General features: G+C 35.6%; 20 protein-coding genes and 1 pseudogene. 17 read left to right on the top strand and 4 right to left on the bottom strand.

Going from position 1 to position 16,843, the window contains the following annotated elements:
- Positions 1-362 precede the first annotated feature (362 nt).
- The gene (locus O0550_RS23685) at positions 363-599 is read right to left on the bottom strand and encodes a hypothetical protein (protein ID WP_258427375.1); all 237 of its coding nucleotides are present in this window, start codon (positions 597-599) and stop codon (positions 363-365) included.
- Positions 600-779: 180 nt separating this feature from the next.
- Here O0550_RS23685 and O0550_RS23680 point away from each other — a divergent pair, with 180 nt between their 5' ends.
- The 7 genes from O0550_RS23680 (at position 780) to O0550_RS23655 (ending at position 5,812) form a co-directional block, all read left to right on the top strand.
- Positions 780-2,858: a zinc-ribbon domain-containing protein gene (locus O0550_RS23680; RefSeq protein WP_258427374.1), complete on the top strand. Its 2,079-nt coding sequence runs from the start codon at positions 780-782 to the stop codon at positions 2,856-2,858.
- A 149-nt stretch (positions 2,859-3,007) separates the two neighbouring features.
- Positions 3,008-3,478: a hypothetical protein gene (locus O0550_RS23675; protein ID WP_258427373.1), complete on the top strand. Its 471-nt coding sequence runs from the start codon at positions 3,008-3,010 to the stop codon at positions 3,476-3,478.
- Positions 3,479-3,520: 42 nt separating this feature from the next.
- The gene (locus O0550_RS23670; RefSeq protein ID WP_258427372.1) at positions 3,521-3,697 is read left to right on the top strand and encodes a hypothetical protein; all 177 of its coding nucleotides are present in this window, start codon (positions 3,521-3,523) and stop codon (positions 3,695-3,697) included.
- A 236-nt stretch (positions 3,698-3,933) separates the two neighbouring features.
- Positions 3,934-4,122, top strand: a complete 189-nt coding sequence (locus O0550_RS23665; protein WP_258427371.1) for a hypothetical protein — start codon at positions 3,934-3,936, stop codon at positions 4,120-4,122.
- Positions 4,123-4,301: 179 nt separating this feature from the next.
- Positions 4,302-4,469 carry a TnsA endonuclease N-terminal domain-containing protein gene (locus O0550_RS24805; protein WP_396125780.1) on the top strand — a complete coding sequence of 56 codons (168 nt, stop codon included), beginning with the start codon at positions 4,302-4,304 and terminating at the stop codon, positions 4,467-4,469.
- Positions 4,470-5,100: 631 nt separating this feature from the next.
- Positions 5,101-5,583 (top strand): DUF2975 domain-containing protein, encoded by a 483-nt coding sequence (locus tag O0550_RS23660; RefSeq protein WP_258427370.1) that lies wholly within the window; start codon positions 5,101-5,103, stop codon positions 5,581-5,583.
- Between the two features lie 10 nt (positions 5,584-5,593).
- Positions 5,594-5,812: a helix-turn-helix domain-containing protein gene (locus O0550_RS23655; protein WP_119734219.1), complete on the top strand. Its 219-nt coding sequence runs from the start codon at positions 5,594-5,596 to the stop codon at positions 5,810-5,812.
- 161 nt (positions 5,813-5,973) lie between these two features.
- Here the strand turns inward: O0550_RS23655 and O0550_RS23650 are convergent.
- Positions 5,974-6,363, bottom strand: a pseudogene (locus O0550_RS23650) (catalase); the annotation flags it as partial.
- Between the two features lie 914 nt (positions 6,364-7,277).
- On the opposite strand from O0550_RS23650, the gene O0550_RS23645 reads away from it, so the two are divergent.
- The 6 genes from O0550_RS23645 to O0550_RS23620 all read left to right on the top strand — a co-directional run bounded on the left by O0550_RS23645 (position 7,278) and on the right by O0550_RS23620 (position 11,400).
- Positions 7,278-7,604, top strand: a complete 327-nt coding sequence (locus tag O0550_RS23645; RefSeq protein WP_022586958.1) for a hypothetical protein — start codon at positions 7,278-7,280, stop codon at positions 7,602-7,604.
- Between the two features lie 322 nt (positions 7,605-7,926).
- Entirely contained in the window at positions 7,927-8,265 is a 339-nt protein-coding gene (locus O0550_RS23640) for a YolD-like family protein (RefSeq protein WP_258427369.1), read from the top strand.
- A 398-nt stretch (positions 8,266-8,663) separates the two neighbouring features.
- A complete protein-coding gene (locus O0550_RS23635) occupies positions 8,664-9,011 on the top strand; it encodes a DUF5412 family protein (RefSeq protein WP_068794290.1) in 348 nt (115 codons plus the stop codon).
- Positions 9,012-9,239: 228 nt separating this feature from the next.
- On the top strand, positions 9,240-9,551 hold the full coding sequence (locus O0550_RS23630) for a hypothetical protein (RefSeq protein WP_258427368.1): 312 nt from the start codon (positions 9,240-9,242) through the stop codon (positions 9,549-9,551).
- Positions 9,552-10,169: 618 nt separating this feature from the next.
- Positions 10,170-10,490, top strand: a complete 321-nt coding sequence (locus O0550_RS23625) for a hypothetical protein (RefSeq protein ID WP_003343588.1) — start codon at positions 10,170-10,172, stop codon at positions 10,488-10,490.
- A gap of 58 nt (positions 10,491-10,548) precedes the next feature.
- Positions 10,549-11,400: an ArdC family protein gene (locus O0550_RS23620; RefSeq protein ID WP_258427367.1), complete on the top strand. Its 852-nt coding sequence runs from the start codon at positions 10,549-10,551 to the stop codon at positions 11,398-11,400.
- 344 nt (positions 11,401-11,744) lie between these two features.
- Here the strand turns inward: O0550_RS23620 and O0550_RS23615 are convergent, their stop codons facing one another.
- Positions 11,745-12,128, bottom strand: a complete 384-nt coding sequence (locus O0550_RS23615; RefSeq protein ID WP_104150369.1) for a hypothetical protein — start codon at positions 12,126-12,128, stop codon at positions 11,745-11,747.
- Positions 12,129-12,160: 32 nt separating this feature from the next.
- A complete protein-coding gene (locus tag O0550_RS23610) occupies positions 12,161-12,961 on the bottom strand; it encodes a hypothetical protein (RefSeq protein WP_258427366.1) in 801 nt (266 codons plus the stop codon).
- Between the two features lie 850 nt (positions 12,962-13,811).
- Between O0550_RS23610 and O0550_RS23600 the strand changes: the two genes are divergently transcribed.
- The 4 genes from O0550_RS23600 to O0550_RS23585 form a co-directional block, all read left to right on the top strand.
- The gene (locus O0550_RS23600) at positions 13,812-15,161 is read left to right on the top strand and encodes a helix-turn-helix domain-containing protein (protein ID WP_258427365.1); all 1,350 of its coding nucleotides are present in this window, start codon (positions 13,812-13,814) and stop codon (positions 15,159-15,161) included.
- Positions 15,162-15,433: 272 nt separating this feature from the next.
- Positions 15,434-15,589 (top strand): aspartyl-phosphate phosphatase Spo0E family protein, encoded by a 156-nt coding sequence (locus tag O0550_RS23595; RefSeq protein ID WP_258427376.1) that lies wholly within the window; start codon positions 15,434-15,436, stop codon positions 15,587-15,589.
- A gap of 12 nt (positions 15,590-15,601) precedes the next feature.
- Positions 15,602-15,814: a hypothetical protein gene (locus O0550_RS23590; protein WP_258427364.1), complete on the top strand. Its 213-nt coding sequence runs from the start codon at positions 15,602-15,604 to the stop codon at positions 15,812-15,814.
- On the top strand, positions 15,744-16,843 hold a 1,100-nt coding region (locus O0550_RS23585; protein WP_258427363.1), incomplete at its 3' end, for a helix-turn-helix domain-containing protein. The genes O0550_RS23590 and O0550_RS23585, both read left to right, overlap by 71 nt.

Below are 16,843 nucleotides of genomic sequence, written 5' to 3'. Positions count from 1 at the left end.
GAACATAGATATTCATTCAGAATTAAACGATGATGTATTTGATGATGTTAATAAGATACCAAGGAAATTCTATGGTTTAGTGATTAATATTCTCCAAAATCTATTACGTGATGGGAGTAAGTCAAAATGAGCTGGGGTATACCAGCGGAGCTGACAATACTCGAAAATCGATCGAGAAATATTTTCTTGCTGTGCATCCGTGATTACAAGCTTTGAATAGATTTCTAATAACTTTGGCTTTCATAACTTTGTACGAGTATGAACTACTCAAGCGTGGGAAAAACAAAATGTTACAATAGCTAAAAAATAAAATCGGATTAAATGATTGTTTAGGGGAGATTGGTTCTCCCCATTTTTCATCTTCAACTACTTAATGATTTGGTCATAATATTCCATTTCTTCAAGAACCTTTGAAACTTGACCTCGTATTTTTCATCAGGTTCATTATCATCGTAATAGTAGTCAATTATGGGATAATAATGATTAGCGACTTTTTGTCCCCTAACTATTTTGATTTTGTCTCCCATTGAGGTCAAACCTTCAGTTAGATCACTTTTTAATTCCTCAATAAGTTCCTCATAATCATAAGAAAAATTCATCCTACCTCCACAAACCATGTACGGTGAACCGTACCACAAGTGATGGTACACAAAATTAGGCAAGAGATTGTGTTAGACAGAAAGTATATAGAAAGACTTATGTAAACGAGTAGTAATATTCAGTACTTTTGACCCTTCTGATTTATAATGTTCATAGATAACTATAATCGGGGGAACAAAATGCCACAAAGAAAAACGATTCAAGATATGTATGCTTTAGCAGAAGCTAGAGGGGGAAAATGCTTATCAACGGAGTATATCAACGTGAGAGTGCCGCTAAAGTGGCAATGTGCTAATGGACATGTTTGGGAAACAAACCCAGTTAATATTATGAATGGCAATTGGTGTTCTGTCTGTAGTAATCGAAAAAGGCTTACGATTGAAGATATGCATGAGTTGGCTGAATCAAGAGGTGGAAAGTGTCTTTCAAATAGGTTCACTAATAATAAGGTGCCCTTAACGTGGGAATGCTCTGAGGGGCATATCTGGGAAGCAAGACCGGATAACGTAAAAAACCAAGGTAATTGGTGTCCAATATGTATTCGAGGTAGAATTGGTGAGAATAACCGCCTGACCATTGAAGATATGCAAAAAGTTGGAGAAGCTAAAGGTGGAAAGTGTTTATCAACTGTTTATGTTGATAGTAAAACTAAACTCAAATGGCAGTGCCAAAAAGGTCATATTTGGGAAGCAGTCCCTGCACACATAAGAAATACTGGTAGCTGGTGTCCTGTCTGTGCAATAGACAAGCTAGGTGATGCTAGAAGATTAAGTATTGAAGAGATGAAAGAGCTTGCGGAATCAAAAGGTGGTAAATGTTTATCTGATTCATATAAAAACGTAAACACACTAATGACGTGGCAATGTGAGAAAGGTCATATTTGGAAAGCGACTGCCGCTAGTATAAGGAACGGTTTTTGGTGTCACCATTGTTCAGGACGGTATCGCCATACAATTGAGGACGTTAAAGAATACGCCCAGTCAAAAGGTGGCTTATGTTTATCGGAAACATATGATGGAACTAAATCAAAATTGGAGTGGCAATGTGCAGAGGGGCATACATGGGAAGCCTCTTTTCAAGACGTAAAAGTCTCCAATACTTGGTGTCCGCACTGTTATAAGTTCTATAGTGAAGATAAGGTAAGGTTTATATTTGAATCACTGTTTAATCGACCCTTTAAGAAGAACAGAAAGGCTCTCGGTGAAAATTTGGAATTGGATGGGTTTAATGAAGAACTGCAATTAGCATTTGAATACCACGGCATCCAGCATTATAAACAGAATTCCTTCTTTTTCAGAAGCCGAAAAGAATTTGAACGAAGAAAGTACTTAGATGAATTAAAAGAAAAACTATGTTTGCAAAAAGGGATTACGCTAATTATCATTCCGTATGATTCATACAATAGCGATGAGTCATTATTACAATATATCATTGAACAATTAAGACGTTTTAACATTGAAATTGAAATATCACTATCCAATTTTTCGTTAGATGATTTTTACAAGAGCTCGCAAGTATTAGTTGAGCTACGCTCTTTAGCGGAATCACGTAATGGTAAACTTCTTTCAAATTATTACATTAACGATAAGTCCAAAGTTAGATGGCAATGTGCAGAGGGACATACATGGGAAGCAAGACCAAATAATATTAAGAATAACAGTTGGTGTCCATACTGTTCGGGCTTAATGAGAAAATCTATACTAGATATGCACGAACTCGCTCTGTCCAAAGGTGGTAAATGTCTTTCAAACGAGTACAATGGAAACAAGGAAAAACTTATGTGGCAATGTTCCAAGGGACATACTTGGGAAGCTCGACCCGACAGCATTGTGGTAGGTAGATGGTGTCCGGAGTGCAGCGGCAGAAAGAAGATTACCATTGAGGATATGTATAGAATTGCAGAAGAGAGGGGCGGGAAATGTCTCTCCACGATTTATTACACTGACATTCCGCTGAAATGGCAATGTGCAAAAGGACACGAATGGGAAGCATTGTCTCATAGCGTAAAGAAGGGGCAATGGTGTAGAAAGTGTTCAGGACATCAAAAATTGACTATTACGGAAATGCGGGAAATTGCAATATCAAGAGGTGGGGAATGTTTATCAGATCAATATAAAGATAACAAGACTAACCTGAGATGGAAATGTTCTAAAGGGCACGAATGGGAAGCTACTCCCAATAATATAAAAAGCAAAGGGCATTGGTGTCCGATTTGCTCTAGGAATCAGAATTATAAGCAACAGGGTTTACTTTCTTAAAGCAGGATCGTACACTGTACACATTACAACGTACACACTTTACAAACTTGATTATATAAACTTGACCACACTTAGAAGGCTTATTCCACTTGTTGAAGATGGAGTAAGCCTTTTTTGCATGCAGAAAACACTAAGGAGATGAACAGACAATGGCAAAACGTGAACAGGTAGTAGAGGTGGCAGCAGTGGAGGAACAAGCAGTAGAGGAACAAGCAGTAGAGGAAACGGTGCGCTCGATTGCCCAGGCTCAAGCTGAGTATGAGCAACTGATGGAGGAAATAAGGGGCTACTGCCAGCAGGCTAAGGACTTGCGGGAGCAGGCGGCAGAGTTGAGACGGTCGGGACGGAAGGATTCGCAGGTAGGGGCAGAAATACGGCAGCTATTAGATCAAGCTGAACAACTTGAAATATTAGCCGATCAGAAGGACGGACACCCAAGACTGGAAGCACTTCGGTACATTGAAGATTTACAGCGTGAAGCAACTGCATTGAGGGGAACTGTACAGCATAACCAAAGCGTGTTAGCCCGTCAGCAGAAGGAGCTGGAGGAAGCAAAGGAAGAAGCGGCGGCAATGTTCAGCGAGCAGAAGAACGAGTACAGGAAACAGAACGTCTTATAGCTTACGAGATGGAGAAGCTTGCGGAACTGGAGGGGAACAAAGGTGAATAAAAAGCTACCTATAGAACTTGAACCAACGGCAAAGCACCTTAGGCGGAAATACGGGACAAAGAAGCCCCATTTTCTGAATGGTCACGAAATAACCAGAGCAAAGTCTGAAGATGAGTTTGTCATTGAGATAGTGGACGAAGAAGAAGTAATTGTAATAGTGGAGGATTAATCATATGGCATAATTAAGCCACGAAGCACTGGAAGCACGCCGCCAGCACGAGAGGGAGTACAGAAGGAGATATTGGGAGCGTAAGGCAAAGGAACTAACGCAATAATACGTGCAAACCAACGAGACGGGGGCAAGTATACGTTGCGGGAAACTCATACCGTAATAAATTCACTTACCCCCGGAACAGAAAATACGATACAAACCAATTTCGACGGTTACAGGAGGGCATAACAAAGATGGACGAAATGACAGAGTATGAAAAGTTCCTATGGGAAGAACTAAGTGCGGCAAACGATATGCTTCTACGAAATGCTTTTCTGTTAGACGACTATATAGACTACATCAATGCAGCAGGACTGCGTGAAGAGTTTGATGAAGCATTCAGGAAAGTAAAGGTACAGCAAGAAGCGGCTACGAGGAACTGAAATAATATCGTTATATGTCGAACAGTGTTGAAACAAGACTTGAAAATATAGCAAGAGAGTATGCACGGCTGGGAGTGGGTTCATCCCCCCTGGGCAAAGGAAACGAACCCCATGTCATGAGGTTAGGCGGTGAGATGATGGAGAAAAAGTTGTGCGGAGCTAAGACGTGAAAAGGCACATTGGAGCTGGACAAGTCAATAATTCGCTATTATGTTCAACCCATTGAGATCAAAATGCCATACATAAACCAAAAGGGAAATAAAAAATACTGGAATCATGTTCCAGACGTTCTTGTCTTTCGAGAAAATTCCGCACCATTACTTTATCAAATTAAAGAATCCCCATAAGGAAAGAGAAGGTCCATCTGTTAGAACTCTTAAGAGATATTTATCTTCTTATCGAGAAGCAGAAAGTGAGATGGAACAAAAAGGAGAGGAAGGTTTAGTTTCTAGGGCTGGAACAGGTTATATTCATCGAAACGATAATAAATTACTTGAAATATGTCATCCAAAAGATCCTTAGATGTAATACCTATACGAATGAAAAAAGAATACATTTCAATTTGTAACTTTTGATACAAAACTATATCAATGTCTATAAAGGGAAGATTCAGTAGATGATCTTACCAAAGGGATACAATCTGTTTTCAATGACGTGTTTGATTGGAGCCTTACACATGAACAGTGTGCCTGCCGCTCGAAATATTTGGCACAAGATCAAATCTGCTTGATATTGTGTTGAACTAACGGATACGATAGTTGAATACTATACATTGTTGAGCAGACTACCGCAGTCTGCTTATTTTATTTAAAGTAAGAGCATTTCTTTGTAATGAGAAATGCTTTTTATTTTTTTGCTTAAAATAAAAAGGATATTCCATTAACAATAACAATGTAATAAAAAACGATATAAATTTATTGTAAAACAATAAATTGCGTGTTAAAGTCATTTTATAATTAAATTAGCGAGGTGCTCTTTATGAAACGGGGAACAACACTCTTTTTAAAGATAGCTAATATTCTTATTGGAATCCCAGTTCTTGCATTGTGCATATTTTTGGTGCCTAAGATCGGGAATTTTGCTGGAGAATTGTATCCAGATATTGCTTATATGAAATCCCTCGTTTTAATCGATATGTACGCGGCAGCGATACCTTTTTACTTTGCTCTGTATCAAGCTTTTAAACTTTTAAGCTATATTGATAAGAACCAAGGGTTCTCGGAATTATCCGTAAAGGCTTTAAAGAATATAAAATACTGTGCCATCACAATCAGTACCTTGTACCTGCTAGGTATGCCACTCTACTATCTCATGGCGGAGAGAGTTGACCCTCCAAGTTTCATACCAATCGGATTGGCTATTATTTTCGCCTCTATGGTGATCGCCGTTTTTGCTGCTGTTCTCCAAAGACTTTTACAAGAAGCTATTAATATAAAATCAGAAAATGATTTAACGATCTGAGGTGTATATCATGGCGATTATCATCAATGTTGATGTAATGTTGGCAAAAAGGAAAATGAGCGTAACAGAACTTTCGGAGAGGGTTGGAATTACTATGGCGAATCTTTCCATTCTGAAAAACAGGAAAGCAAAAGCGGTTCGTTTTTCAACATTAGAAGCGATATGTAAGACTTTGGATTGTCAGCCGGGTGATATTTTGGAGTACAAAAGCGACGAAGACACTCAATAAAAACAGACAACAAATTTATTTAACTAACGGGTTCGATAGTATATTAAAAAGAGGTAATTCAGAAACATGTTATTTCGTTCCTGAATTACCTCTTTAGATTTTCCAATTAGATTTCTAAGCACATATGCGATAAACATGTAGTTCTTTAAATTTGTAATAAAGTGGTTAAAGACAAGATCGAACACACCTTGATCCGTGTAGAACTTGGTGGCGAATCCGCTCACATTACGGGAAGTATCCGGCGTGCCTTTGTTGCTGACAGCTAAGGAGAATCTTACCGCGACGGGGACCTGCTGACCCGGATTTTGCAAGAAACAAAGCTGCGTGTAAGCCGTCATGGCATGCACGGTCTGAAAGTAGCCGAATGCGCCATAACCTTTGACATGCACGGGCCTTTCCAACAATTTCGAATGGATGAAAGTCTCCAGCTTTTCATGCAGCACGCTGTCCTGTTCCAATACAGGGCCTCGTTCACTCACCGTCTGCGAATGAACAGCATCCGGAGTATCTCCGGACCATTTGTTAGAGAGAGTTCCATTGTTCTCGTTCATCTTTCAACCTCCCATGCCCGAATGCGAATTGTATGGATATATCAAAATGTATGAAGAGCTACTATGCGAATATGACAGTGCGGCGTAATATGAACGGGTTCGATAGTTCAATAAAAACAGCGGCGAGTCTAAGACTTTATTTTCAGGTCTTAAGTCGCCGCTGTTTCATGTATTAGGCTCAGTCTAAAACTAATTTTCGGAAGGCTGGGAGATTTTTTATCCGTGAACTGTGTAGGATCAACTACTCCAGTCTAAAACTTAATTTTAAACTGAACACCTAGACGTGGGCTTGTTTCAAACTGTCTACTTGACAGGGGTAAGACCAATTTAGACCGTTGAGGGCTTTCTCTTTGTTTTTGTAGTGGTAATCTGGGCAATTCTATTTTTTTCTTTGGTCTGCTATTACTTTTATAGTAAAAACCAAAATTAAAGTAATAACAAAAAAATTGTTTGAATGTTCCATCGTTACTTGTTGCCAAACTAAAATTGAAATAAGAAGCAAAGAGAAAACAATATAGGCAATGTTTTTTGAAAAAACAGACTTTAGCAGTAATAAAGTTACAATAGCACCTATCAATATAATAAACAGCATTATACTAAATACACCGAATAAGATAAGTCAGCACCCCTCTGTAATACATTGATGGAGTAGTGTATGTTGATTTTATCAATATTTTACCATTCACCTTTAGGATTTGTCGATATTGTAAAATAGCCCTCCGAGTAGGGAGCTTTGATTATTTGTAAAGATGAGCATTAAATGTAACTCGAAAAAATAGGGAAATACCAAAAAGCAAATATTTGAAATAAAGTTTTATTTTGTATATTAGTGCAGTATATTGTTAATAGGTCAAGGCTAATTTTAAGTCTTACACCGTAGCCATGGAAAATAATAATTGAAAGGATGATTAATAGTGTCGATTACAAAAAAGGATAAAGGTAAAAATATGGGGGAAACAAACAGCAAGCTAAGAAGAGAAATAAAGGATGACATTATAGATCAAATTGAGACAATTGGTGAGGTTAGGAGAAAGCAGGATAGCATTTTAACATCTCCCAATTTCCATTTAGATTCTAAGGAACTTGAGCATGGTCAATTTAAAGTTGAAATTCAGTATAAATCAGGGACTAAACAAACCGTTTCTGTAGTACTTGTAAATCCAACAGCACAAAATGTTAATGAATTAAGGGAGGCATTAGAATTAAGTTTGAAAGATGGTTACATATATGAAGTGGCTTAATGTTAAATAGTTAAGGTAGAGTCATTGTTTTGTTTCCACTCACTCCTTAGGTCGACATTTCCTTTTACTGCCTACTATCTGTTATGTGTGAGTACAAGGATAAATCTTAAAAAGATTACTAATGTTAGGGACAAGTGATAGAAGAAACTTCCGGCGCAAATAAGCGAATAGGCTTAATAAAATCAAGATAAGTTAGGCTCTCTGACGGAATTTAAACCATTGGAGGGCTATTTTTATTACAAACATGTAATTTTACCCATTGCATTATATCCTCTCCATCAATAAAATAGGAACATACATTCGTATTTAAGGAGATGTTTTCATGGCTAGTAAAATACTTGATCCGCTTGTAACAAAATTCATTTTGCCCGAACACGCCGAGATGATACGTCAGCATCACGAGGATAAGAAACTGATCGAGAAACCGATCATTGAAGAGGATGAGCTAGCCGAATTTTGCTACAGGATATCTGACTCACGACAGTATGATTATGCTCTTACTATTAGCTGGTGGAAAGAGACCAGAGGGGCTAAAGGAGTAATTGAATCTGCTTGGGGGTGGGTAGATAAGTTTGATTTAATGTTTAAACAAATCAAATTAAAGAACGATGAGGATTTCTGGTGGATACCTGTAGAAGATGTGATTAGTGTAGAAACCTAAGCAATAACTTTTTGCATCTAAATGGAATGTATTTCGAGTGAGAACTGGGATACGGCACCCCCCTAATTACATTTTGGGGGTGCAAAAATTCATTTGTTTTACCGACCTTAGTTTATAAGTCTTTAACTACTCATTGGTTTAAATCTGTTTATCAGGGGCAAAGTCTCCAGGATGAATGAAAGCGAAGTCTTCTACATAGCACGATTTCTCATCTCGATCCATCCAACGATCTGAATGTTATCGGAGTAATGCAAGTAAATTCCCAGTTTATGAGATCCATTTACCTGGAGGAACAAGGATAAAGCCGCCACCCTTAACGGATAAGCAAAAAGGGGTTGTGCATTTTATAGAGAATATGGTAATTGCGAAGTATTACATAATAAAGGGAGGGAAGGGCTATGAATATTCTACTCAAAAGGTTTCTTATAATATTAATTTCTATAATAGTGTTTCTATCTCTAATTGTATACTTTGCATTCTATTCTACTTTATTTCTACAAAAGGGCGATTTACTGAAAGAGGTGTCTTCTCCAAATAATACATATACTGCAAAGGTCTATCGCTTTGGGGATGAAGGTGGGCTGAGAGTTGATGTAAATGTTGGCTTTTTTAGTGACAAGCTTATTTATTGGAGCTGGAAAGAAGCAAATACCGATGTAAAATGGACAGACGACATTCATATAAAAATAAATGGTAGATTACTTGATGTTAGAACAGATAAGTTTGACAAAAGGTTAATGGATTAAGATAATATTGAGGCATTTTTGCTAGTAGGTACAACAATGAACAATTTACTAAGGGTGTTTCTTGCAATGTCTATTCTTTACTTACATTGTTTTTGAAACTATAGTGTTAACCCCGTTGGTATGACGGCAAAGTCATTAAGAATTTCATGATAAGAGAGGACCCTATATTTTGTGGATTATTTATTTAGGATGAATCTCGATAAGATATTTTAAAGGAGTAAATAACAAGTGGAAACTCTTCCAAATTGGTTTTGGATTATATATTACTTATTTTTGTTAGCAACATTAAAAACGGCTTTATCCAGCCTTGTTAAAAAACAGGTTTTAAGAATAGTATCTAGTTTTACAATTATTTTTGTGTGTACGATTCCCTTTATAGGTTTAATTCATAGTATTGAAAGACAAGATGGATTAAATGAGTTTGAATATTTTAGAGGTCAATTACAACAAGAAGAGATGTGGACTATTTATTCAATAGTAGGATACGTATACCTACTTGTGTGGTGGGGGCTAGTAATCAGAAAAGAAAAGATTAATTAATATATTGAATAACATATCTTGAAATCAGTTGCTTCACTGCTTGAATTAAATCTTTCTTTATTAAAGGGTAAAGATATGTAATGTAGTCAGCAGCCGGATTCTCTTCTTGAAGATCAGAGAGATATTTAGTCACTTTAACATAACCAGCAAGGTATCAAATTTACTCCATGAAGAGTAGAATATTGGTTTAACATCAACAAATATATTTACAGGTAGTTGGCCCTATACTATAATGTATTCAAATTCTATTTGTTTTTTTTGGCCATCTTACCAGTTGAAAAACTTGTAAGTACTGAGCAGTTAACCAAAATAAATCAGCTCTTTGTGAGCACATGTACCCAATATGGGTCTATGTGTTCATAAAGAGCTTTTTTTGTTGTTTATACATTAAAAAAGAGCACTCGAAGTGTAAATGATTAGTCAGCTGAAATGTTGAAGCAAAATAGATCAGCAACTTAATACTAGATATGAGGATGTGGTGTTCTTAGAGGTACTACAAGTAAATAATTAGTGGTTACATGTAAACTTCCCACGCTATTAATCAGCTAATTCAAGAATTAAAAATACTAAAAAACAATATATATCAAAAAAATTCTCAAAACTAAAGGAGTTCATTACATGAAAAATCAATTAGCGCATTGTTACATTGACACTAATACTAGCAGTATTCAATGTACGACGTATGAACTTATTCAAAATAAATTGGTTCAAATACGTAGTAAAGAATACCAAGATCTAAAGAAGGAGTTTTATGCTGAAAAAAATAAAATGAGAGCGATACTGAATGAAGGTGGTTGTTTTCTTTACATGAATAATCCAGTCATGAGAGAAACAGCTAAGCTAATGAAGAGGTATCTAAGTTGTTTAGAAAAGATGAATAAATGCAAGGCAAGAATGAATCAAATTGAAAAAGAGATAAACCAACTAATTAAACGATAAGAGAAAGATCCCTTACTTTGATGTAAGGGATCTTTCTCTTTAAAGGGAGAGGTATTAGATGAGTAAGGTATACGGGATTATAACAAATAAAATCATAAAATTATTAGAAGAAGGAGTTGTCCCATGGAGAAAGCCTTGGAACTCAATTGGATTGGCTGTTAATTGGGTTACTCAAAAACCTTATAGGGGAATAAATACCATGCTACTTGAGCCTGGGGAATATGCCACAAAAAAACAAATCAAAAATGCTGGAGGTAAAATAAAAGAAAAGGAAAAAGGACATATGATTGTTTTTTGGACATGGTTAGATGTTAATGACGATGAAGAAAGTAATGCCGATCTTGACAGTGAGACTACAAAAAAAATACCGTATATCCGATACTATAAAGTTTATGAAATCAATACACAATGTGAGGGATTATTAAGTAAAAGAAAAGACAAGGAAGTATACGATCACAACCCAATTGAAGAAGCGGAAGCCATTATAAAAGGATATAAAAATGCTCCTACAATTAAGTTTGGCCATAATAGAGCTTCATATAGTCCTCTCTTTGATTTGATTAGAATTCCATCGATGTGTGATTTTAAAAGTGTCGAAGAATTTTATAGTACGCTATTTCATGAATGTTTGCATAGTACTGGGCGAAGAACGAGACTGAATCGTAGCGGTGTAATTGGAAAAATTATCTATGGTTCAGAAATATATTCTCGGGAAGAATTAATTGCTGAATTAGGTGCAGCCATGCTTTGTGGAGTATGTGGAATTGATAATAGCACGATTGAGAATAGTGCTTCCTATATTAGTTCCTGGTTAAGAAAACTTGAAGATGATCCAAAATTAATAATTCAAGCTGCTGCACAGGCACAAAAAGGAGTGGATCTGATTCTTGACGTCCAGTATGATATCTAATGAAAAAGAGGATATCAAGTCTTTTTCTTGATACATTAGGTTAATATCAGACCTTAAGGTTAGTTTAGGATTCAAAACTTTAAAATCATTGAATTGAATACTAAAATCAAAAAGGAAATCTGGAATGGTAACGAACAATTAAAATATTATAGAGATTAAATCCATAAACAATTATCAGCATCGTGATGAAGGTGGATGGCCATTGTTTTACAACGCTTTTCTTGAGTGAGGAGACATGTTGCAATCCCTAAAATGACATGAAAAGTCCCCTTTTGGCGAAAGGGGGCTTTCTTAATACTATGACTATCCATACAATATCTGGCGAGTGTTTTTTTCGTTGAAATTTAGTTTGATGAATCAAAAAATCCTAAAGGATACAGATGATCAGACTCAGGAGATACATCTGTAATCTTCGTAAATAGAGTATCAAAGTTTTCTTCTGCAATTAAGTGGTCGACAATAGCTTCAATTGTCTCAGGCTTGACGTTTTCGACTAGAACCATGTCACTAGCCCAAAAATAGAGTCCACTCATATTTTCACTAGATGTTTGATTCTTTTTTGTAAGTGTTTCAATATTTTTATAAGTAAAGAATGATGCAATGTACCTTGTTCTATCTGGAAAGGACACAATGACATCAGTATTATCATCGTATGGATCAAACTCTGCTTCACATTCTTCCGATTCTATCCATATATATTTTTTTTGATGTTTTTTTACATGATTCATTCAAATTGCCCCTTTAATAGTAAAAGTAATTACTAGTTATATAGTTTCTTCAACCGGTTAATGACATCCTGTTGATTGTTTTTATCTGATTTACCTAAAATTTCAAAAGTATCACCTTTTAATCTATAATAAACCCTAGCCCCTTCTTTTCCTCGTAATTCAAAAACATTCCCAAAGACAGGTTTTGTCCCTTTGCCTGGCGTATCATGACCTCTTAAAAATCGTTCAACCAAATCATTTGCTTCTTTCTGAACCTGCGTATTTCTCATAGCTTTTTCTGTTTCTTTTAAGATCACTCTATCTTCATCGATCCTTGACTTTACAAAATATCTACCAATCTTCTGTCGTCCTTTTAGGACATCATTGGCAAGATCGACTACATCATCACCATATTTTTTCAGTAAGTCATACGTTTTTTTACCGACTTTGGCTCCCTTTCCAGCAGGAAATAGAGAGAGTATTGCGAATCCTTTCTCTGCATCGCTAGCTTTTGGATCAAAAATTGTTTTTACATCATCTAAAATTAAGAAATCCAGTCCTGCTTTGGCAGCGTCTAATAAAAAATTACCAGCATCAACTAACCATCTCTTACTAGAATCTATCCAATCAGAAGCCGTATCCTTTAAATCATCCCACCATGAACTAGAGCTAGCTGAAGCGCTAGCAAGATATAATTGCTTACCTTCTTTTGATATTTGAATCCTATCGTTTTGAATATTACCTTGCAGATTATCATTGTTACGTTGTTCCTGTTGATTTCTTAAAGCCATTACTTCTTTTGCGCTGTTCATATTTTGCCTGTAAAAATTTGAAGCATTAGAAACTGATACCATGTTCATCCTCCTAATATTTTTTGGGATAATAGTGGATATACAAATATATCCAAATAATATATCGGAAGAATATATAGGAATATTTAGTATTAAATGAAAAAATATATTTTTTAGTAAAAAATGAATATATAAATATATAGGAAAAATGATAGCTTCCAAAATTATTGATCTTCTTTTGCCTAAACACACAGAGATTTTACTACCACTTCACAACGATAGAAACCGATAGAGAAATCTATTTATTGAAGAGGTTGAGCTAATAGAGTTTTATTACAGGATGTCTGACTCTCGTCAGTTACAATTAGCTAGTGAAAAGTGACGATATCATGGGATATTAGGTCCTGATTATAAGAATGCTTGCCATGCTATCTTACAAAGGCGGATATGCCTCTGACCCCGGTTATTCAAGTAAGCTAATCGGGTTGATTGAAAAGGAGGGAATAACATGAAAACAAAATTAATAGTTCGAGCTGCTGCAACACAAAAAAAAGGAATGGATCTGATTCTTGACATCCAGTATGATATCTAATGAAAAAGAGGATATCAAATCTTATTCTTGATACAATGGTTAATATCAGACCAAGAATACTAAAATCAAGATGTAAATTATTTGGAATTACAATAAACAATGAAAATAGTATAGAGACTAAATCCATAAACATTTAAAACTATACGAAGACTACGGAATTGAGACCGCGGAATAAGGCGGTCTTTTTGTATATTAACTAGCTTTTTAATAAAGAAAAGTAAACCAATCTATTATTTTTTATTGACGTTTACATTATTATACATTAATGTTAAATTTAATAAATAATATAAAAAGTATGTAAAACTAAGGAAGGAGATTGGCATGAGTGACAAATTCAACAACTTAACTTACACAACAATAGGTGAGCTGATAAGACACAAAAGAAAAGAAAAGGGATTAAAATTGTCAGAAGTGGCCAGAATGACTGGGGTCACTAAAGGAATTATATCAAGGATCGAGACAGGTGAAACAAAAAATCCGAGGATAAAGTCTATAAAACCAATTGTTGATGTACTAGATATACCTTATGAGGAAATCATCGAATATTATATCCAATTGGAAAATCGAAATGCAATTTTAAATGACTTATTAATTGAGGTTGCTGAATTTTCAAACCCTTCCTTGATAGAAAAGGTGGTCTTGAAGTTTCTTGAAAACTCAAAAAAAAGCACTGATGAGTTGTTACAGAACTTAATCGAAATTGCCAGTACTTTTGGAATCGATGATGTGAGGCTAACTTTTTATAACACCATAATCAAATATGCTAGATCACATGGGGAATCACAATATATAGCCAAAGGGCTATATGAAAAATACATGATTGAGAGAGAAGATCTTAAAAATCTGGAGGAATCGTTTAAAGTTGGAGAAGAGGTTTTACATTACGTTGATTTTCTTTCTCAGGAAGAAAAACTCTCTCTTTATTACAGGATGTCACTTCACGCACATAATATAAAAAAATACAGCAAGTGCATTGAGATAGGAAAAAAAGGGCATGCCGAAGACGCAACAATCAATGAGTTAAAAGAGAGGGTTGCTCTAGCAATTTGTAATTCTTATTTCTATACAAATAGATTTGAAGAAATGGAGAAACATCTTCAAATCTATGAGAAATCAGGTTTTAACTTTATAATAGAAAGAGTCAAATACCTACGAGCCATTATCCTTTCCAAAACAGGTAAACATCAGGAAGCAATTCCAGTACTACGAGAGTGTGTAGAAGAAGCCTCTGCGGAATATAGACTACACAGAGTTAACGAACTTGTAGAGGCATTACTTAGCCTTAATGACTTAGATTCTCTACGTGAGATCTTAGATCAGGAGGAGGAGAATACATTAGTTAAGGTTTTCACACCATACAAATATTCAGAACTAGGTAAATACTTTAAATACAAAGGAACATTTTTAGTAAAAAGCGGCTTATTTAATGAGGGAATGGAAGCCTATGTAAAAGGTATGAATTTTTACAGTAACATTAGTGACCGTAGTGGAATTATGGAGTGTTCTGAAATGATTTACGGTTATCTGTGCGAACGGGGTAAAGAAATGAATTTAGGTCTTTTGAAAAAAATGAAGAAAGTGTATAATATAGTAAATAATGGTGATGGAAGGAGAGGTAAAGATGAAGAAGCATTTATCTCTACTGATGACAGCTTCACTGGTATTATGTAGCACTTTTTTCACTGTAGAAGTATTTGATAAATCTGAAGATCATGTAATTTACAGTAGTGCTAAAGCATACACAGATGATCCCGGCCATTAATTTTTCAGTCTTAAAGAACACTAATCACAGTGTTCTTTTTTTGTTAGAATTTTGTCGGATTTTGTCGTAATTTATCAAACGTTTCGTTTTTTTCGTATTCCGTTATTACACGGAACTCTTGGTAAAATAATACATAACAGGGAATGAGGAGGTGGTTATTATTAGCCATTGTTTCTTAGTTATGAATGATTTACAACATACTGTTGAAAACCTTCAGCAGCAATTAGTTGATCTATATGACACAGAAGGTTCGTTTTCAAGTCCAGCAATACTACAGTTGAGTCAACAACTAGACGAATACATTGTTGTAATCCAAAAATGTAAAATTGGTCTTTAGGAGGCATATATAATGCTGGTATGGGGTGGTCAAGACCCTATTGTTTGTATTAATCTTCAAAAGGGTAAAAAAGAAGATAAATTAGAAGTACTTAAAAATAAATGGTTTATAAGGGACGATACCAAAAATAAAAATCAAACAGGAGCGTTTATACATGGCTATTTCAAATCTTCATGCACTACGCCCAATACAGATAGAAATCAGATACCATCTAAAATCATATAACTATACGCTTAGTAAGCTCAGTGAAATGACTAATATCAATGTCGGGCACTTATGTGGATTCTTGAAGGGAGAAAGGGACTTAACGGTCGATCAACTCGACTCGATTGGCAAAGTCTTTGGCCAGCCAGCTGGATGGCTATATGACTTGTATATTGATGAATGCTTTCCAGACGGGAAAGTTTCTATTAGAAGAGTCAAGAACTATTTAATCCAGTGTGCGGAGATAGGCAGAAAAGATTATATCCAGTCAGTAGTTGACAGGCTATTAGCCTCCTATAAAGCCATTGACATCTTTTTTTATGTAGCAGAGAGATTATTCCATAGAGGTAGAAAGAAGGAATCCGCTTATTTTTACCAGTTGGTGGTTGATAACGAAATACCTAGCAGGAAAGAACGATTTATTTTGAGTCACTACCGTCTTTTCCGTGTGTCCGAAAAAATTAATACTGAGGCAGTATTGAGGTCTGTAATTAATTTTGAACCATATTGGAAGAGACTAGAGGAAGGACAACAACTTGACGCTCTTTTACAACTAGCTGGTTGTTATAAGATACTACAGAGATGGGAAGAAGTAAGGAAATATACAGATAAATTGTTGAAACAAGCCTATTCAATACATGATAAATTATCTGGAGAAAAAAGAGATAATAACGAAGAAAAAACGAAGAAATTTAAACTAGAGAACAAATTAGTTGAATATTTAGGGCAAGGATATATGTTAAAAGCTATGTCTTACGAAAAACAGGGGCTGTACGAACAAGCTAAGAAAATGGTCGGGTACTGTATCGATTTTAGATGGTTCAAGCTACTTGATGAAACGGAGCGAGTAGAGATGGAAAAATATAAACATCTGGCTCAAGAGTACATGTATAGACTGGATATGCTTATGGGAAACAAAAACATGTTAGATGACTACACGAAATATCTAAAAGACCATCCAGAAGGAATTCTATCTGGTTTAGTAGCAATTTTAGAAGCAGCCAATAAACATGGATTTACTGTAGACGCTACCTTAGATGAGTTTTCAAA

Source organism: Brevibacillus halotolerans (genome assembly GCF_026891775.1).
Lineage (GTDB): Bacteria > Bacillota > Bacilli > Brevibacillales > Brevibacillaceae > Brevibacillus_B > Brevibacillus_B halotolerans.
Note: the sequence above shows the minus strand (reverse complement) of the source record. Positions and strands in the feature narration are given on the sequence as shown.

Excerpts from the sequence above, each read along its gene's own strand:
- O0550_RS23680 (WP_258427374.1), top strand. The coding sequence starts at position 780 with ATGCCACAAAGAAAAACGATTCAAGATATGTATGCTTTAGCAGAAGCT.
- O0550_RS23655 (WP_119734219.1), top strand. The coding sequence starts at position 5,594 with ATGGCGATTATCATCAATGTTGATGTAATGTTGGCAAAAAGGAAAATG.
- O0550_RS23635 (WP_068794290.1), top strand. The coding sequence starts at position 8,664 with ATGAATATTCTACTCAAAAGGTTTCTTATAATATTAATTTCTATAATA.
- O0550_RS23615 (WP_104150369.1), bottom strand. The coding sequence starts at position 12,128 with ATGAATCATGTAAAAAAACATCAAAAAAAATATATATGGATAGAATCG.
- O0550_RS23665 (WP_258427371.1), top strand. The coding sequence starts at position 3,934 with ATGGACGAAATGACAGAGTATGAAAAGTTCCTATGGGAAGAACTAAGT.
- O0550_RS23610 (WP_258427366.1), bottom strand. The coding sequence starts at position 12,961 with ATGGTATCAGTTTCTAATGCTTCAAATTTTTACAGGCAAAATATGAAC.
- O0550_RS23640 (WP_258427369.1), top strand. The coding sequence starts at position 7,927 with ATGGCTAGTAAAATACTTGATCCGCTTGTAACAAAATTCATTTTGCCC.
- O0550_RS23685 (WP_258427375.1), bottom strand. The coding sequence starts at position 599 with ATGAATTTTTCTTATGATTATGAGGAACTTATTGAGGAATTAAAAAGT.
- O0550_RS23625 (WP_003343588.1), top strand. The coding sequence starts at position 10,170 with ATGAAAAATCAATTAGCGCATTGTTACATTGACACTAATACTAGCAGT.
- O0550_RS23590 (WP_258427364.1), top strand. The coding sequence starts at position 15,602 with ATGCTGGTATGGGGTGGTCAAGACCCTATTGTTTGTATTAATCTTCAA.
- O0550_RS23620 (WP_258427367.1), top strand. The coding sequence starts at position 10,549 with ATGAGTAAGGTATACGGGATTATAACAAATAAAATCATAAAATTATTA.
- O0550_RS23660 (WP_258427370.1), top strand. The coding sequence starts at position 5,101 with ATGAAACGGGGAACAACACTCTTTTTAAAGATAGCTAATATTCTTATT.
- O0550_RS23600 (WP_258427365.1), top strand. The coding sequence starts at position 13,812 with ATGAGTGACAAATTCAACAACTTAACTTACACAACAATAGGTGAGCTG.
- O0550_RS23675 (WP_258427373.1), top strand. The coding sequence starts at position 3,008 with ATGGCAAAACGTGAACAGGTAGTAGAGGTGGCAGCAGTGGAGGAACAA.
- O0550_RS23595 (WP_258427376.1), top strand. The coding sequence starts at position 15,434 with ATGAATGATTTACAACATACTGTTGAAAACCTTCAGCAGCAATTAGTT.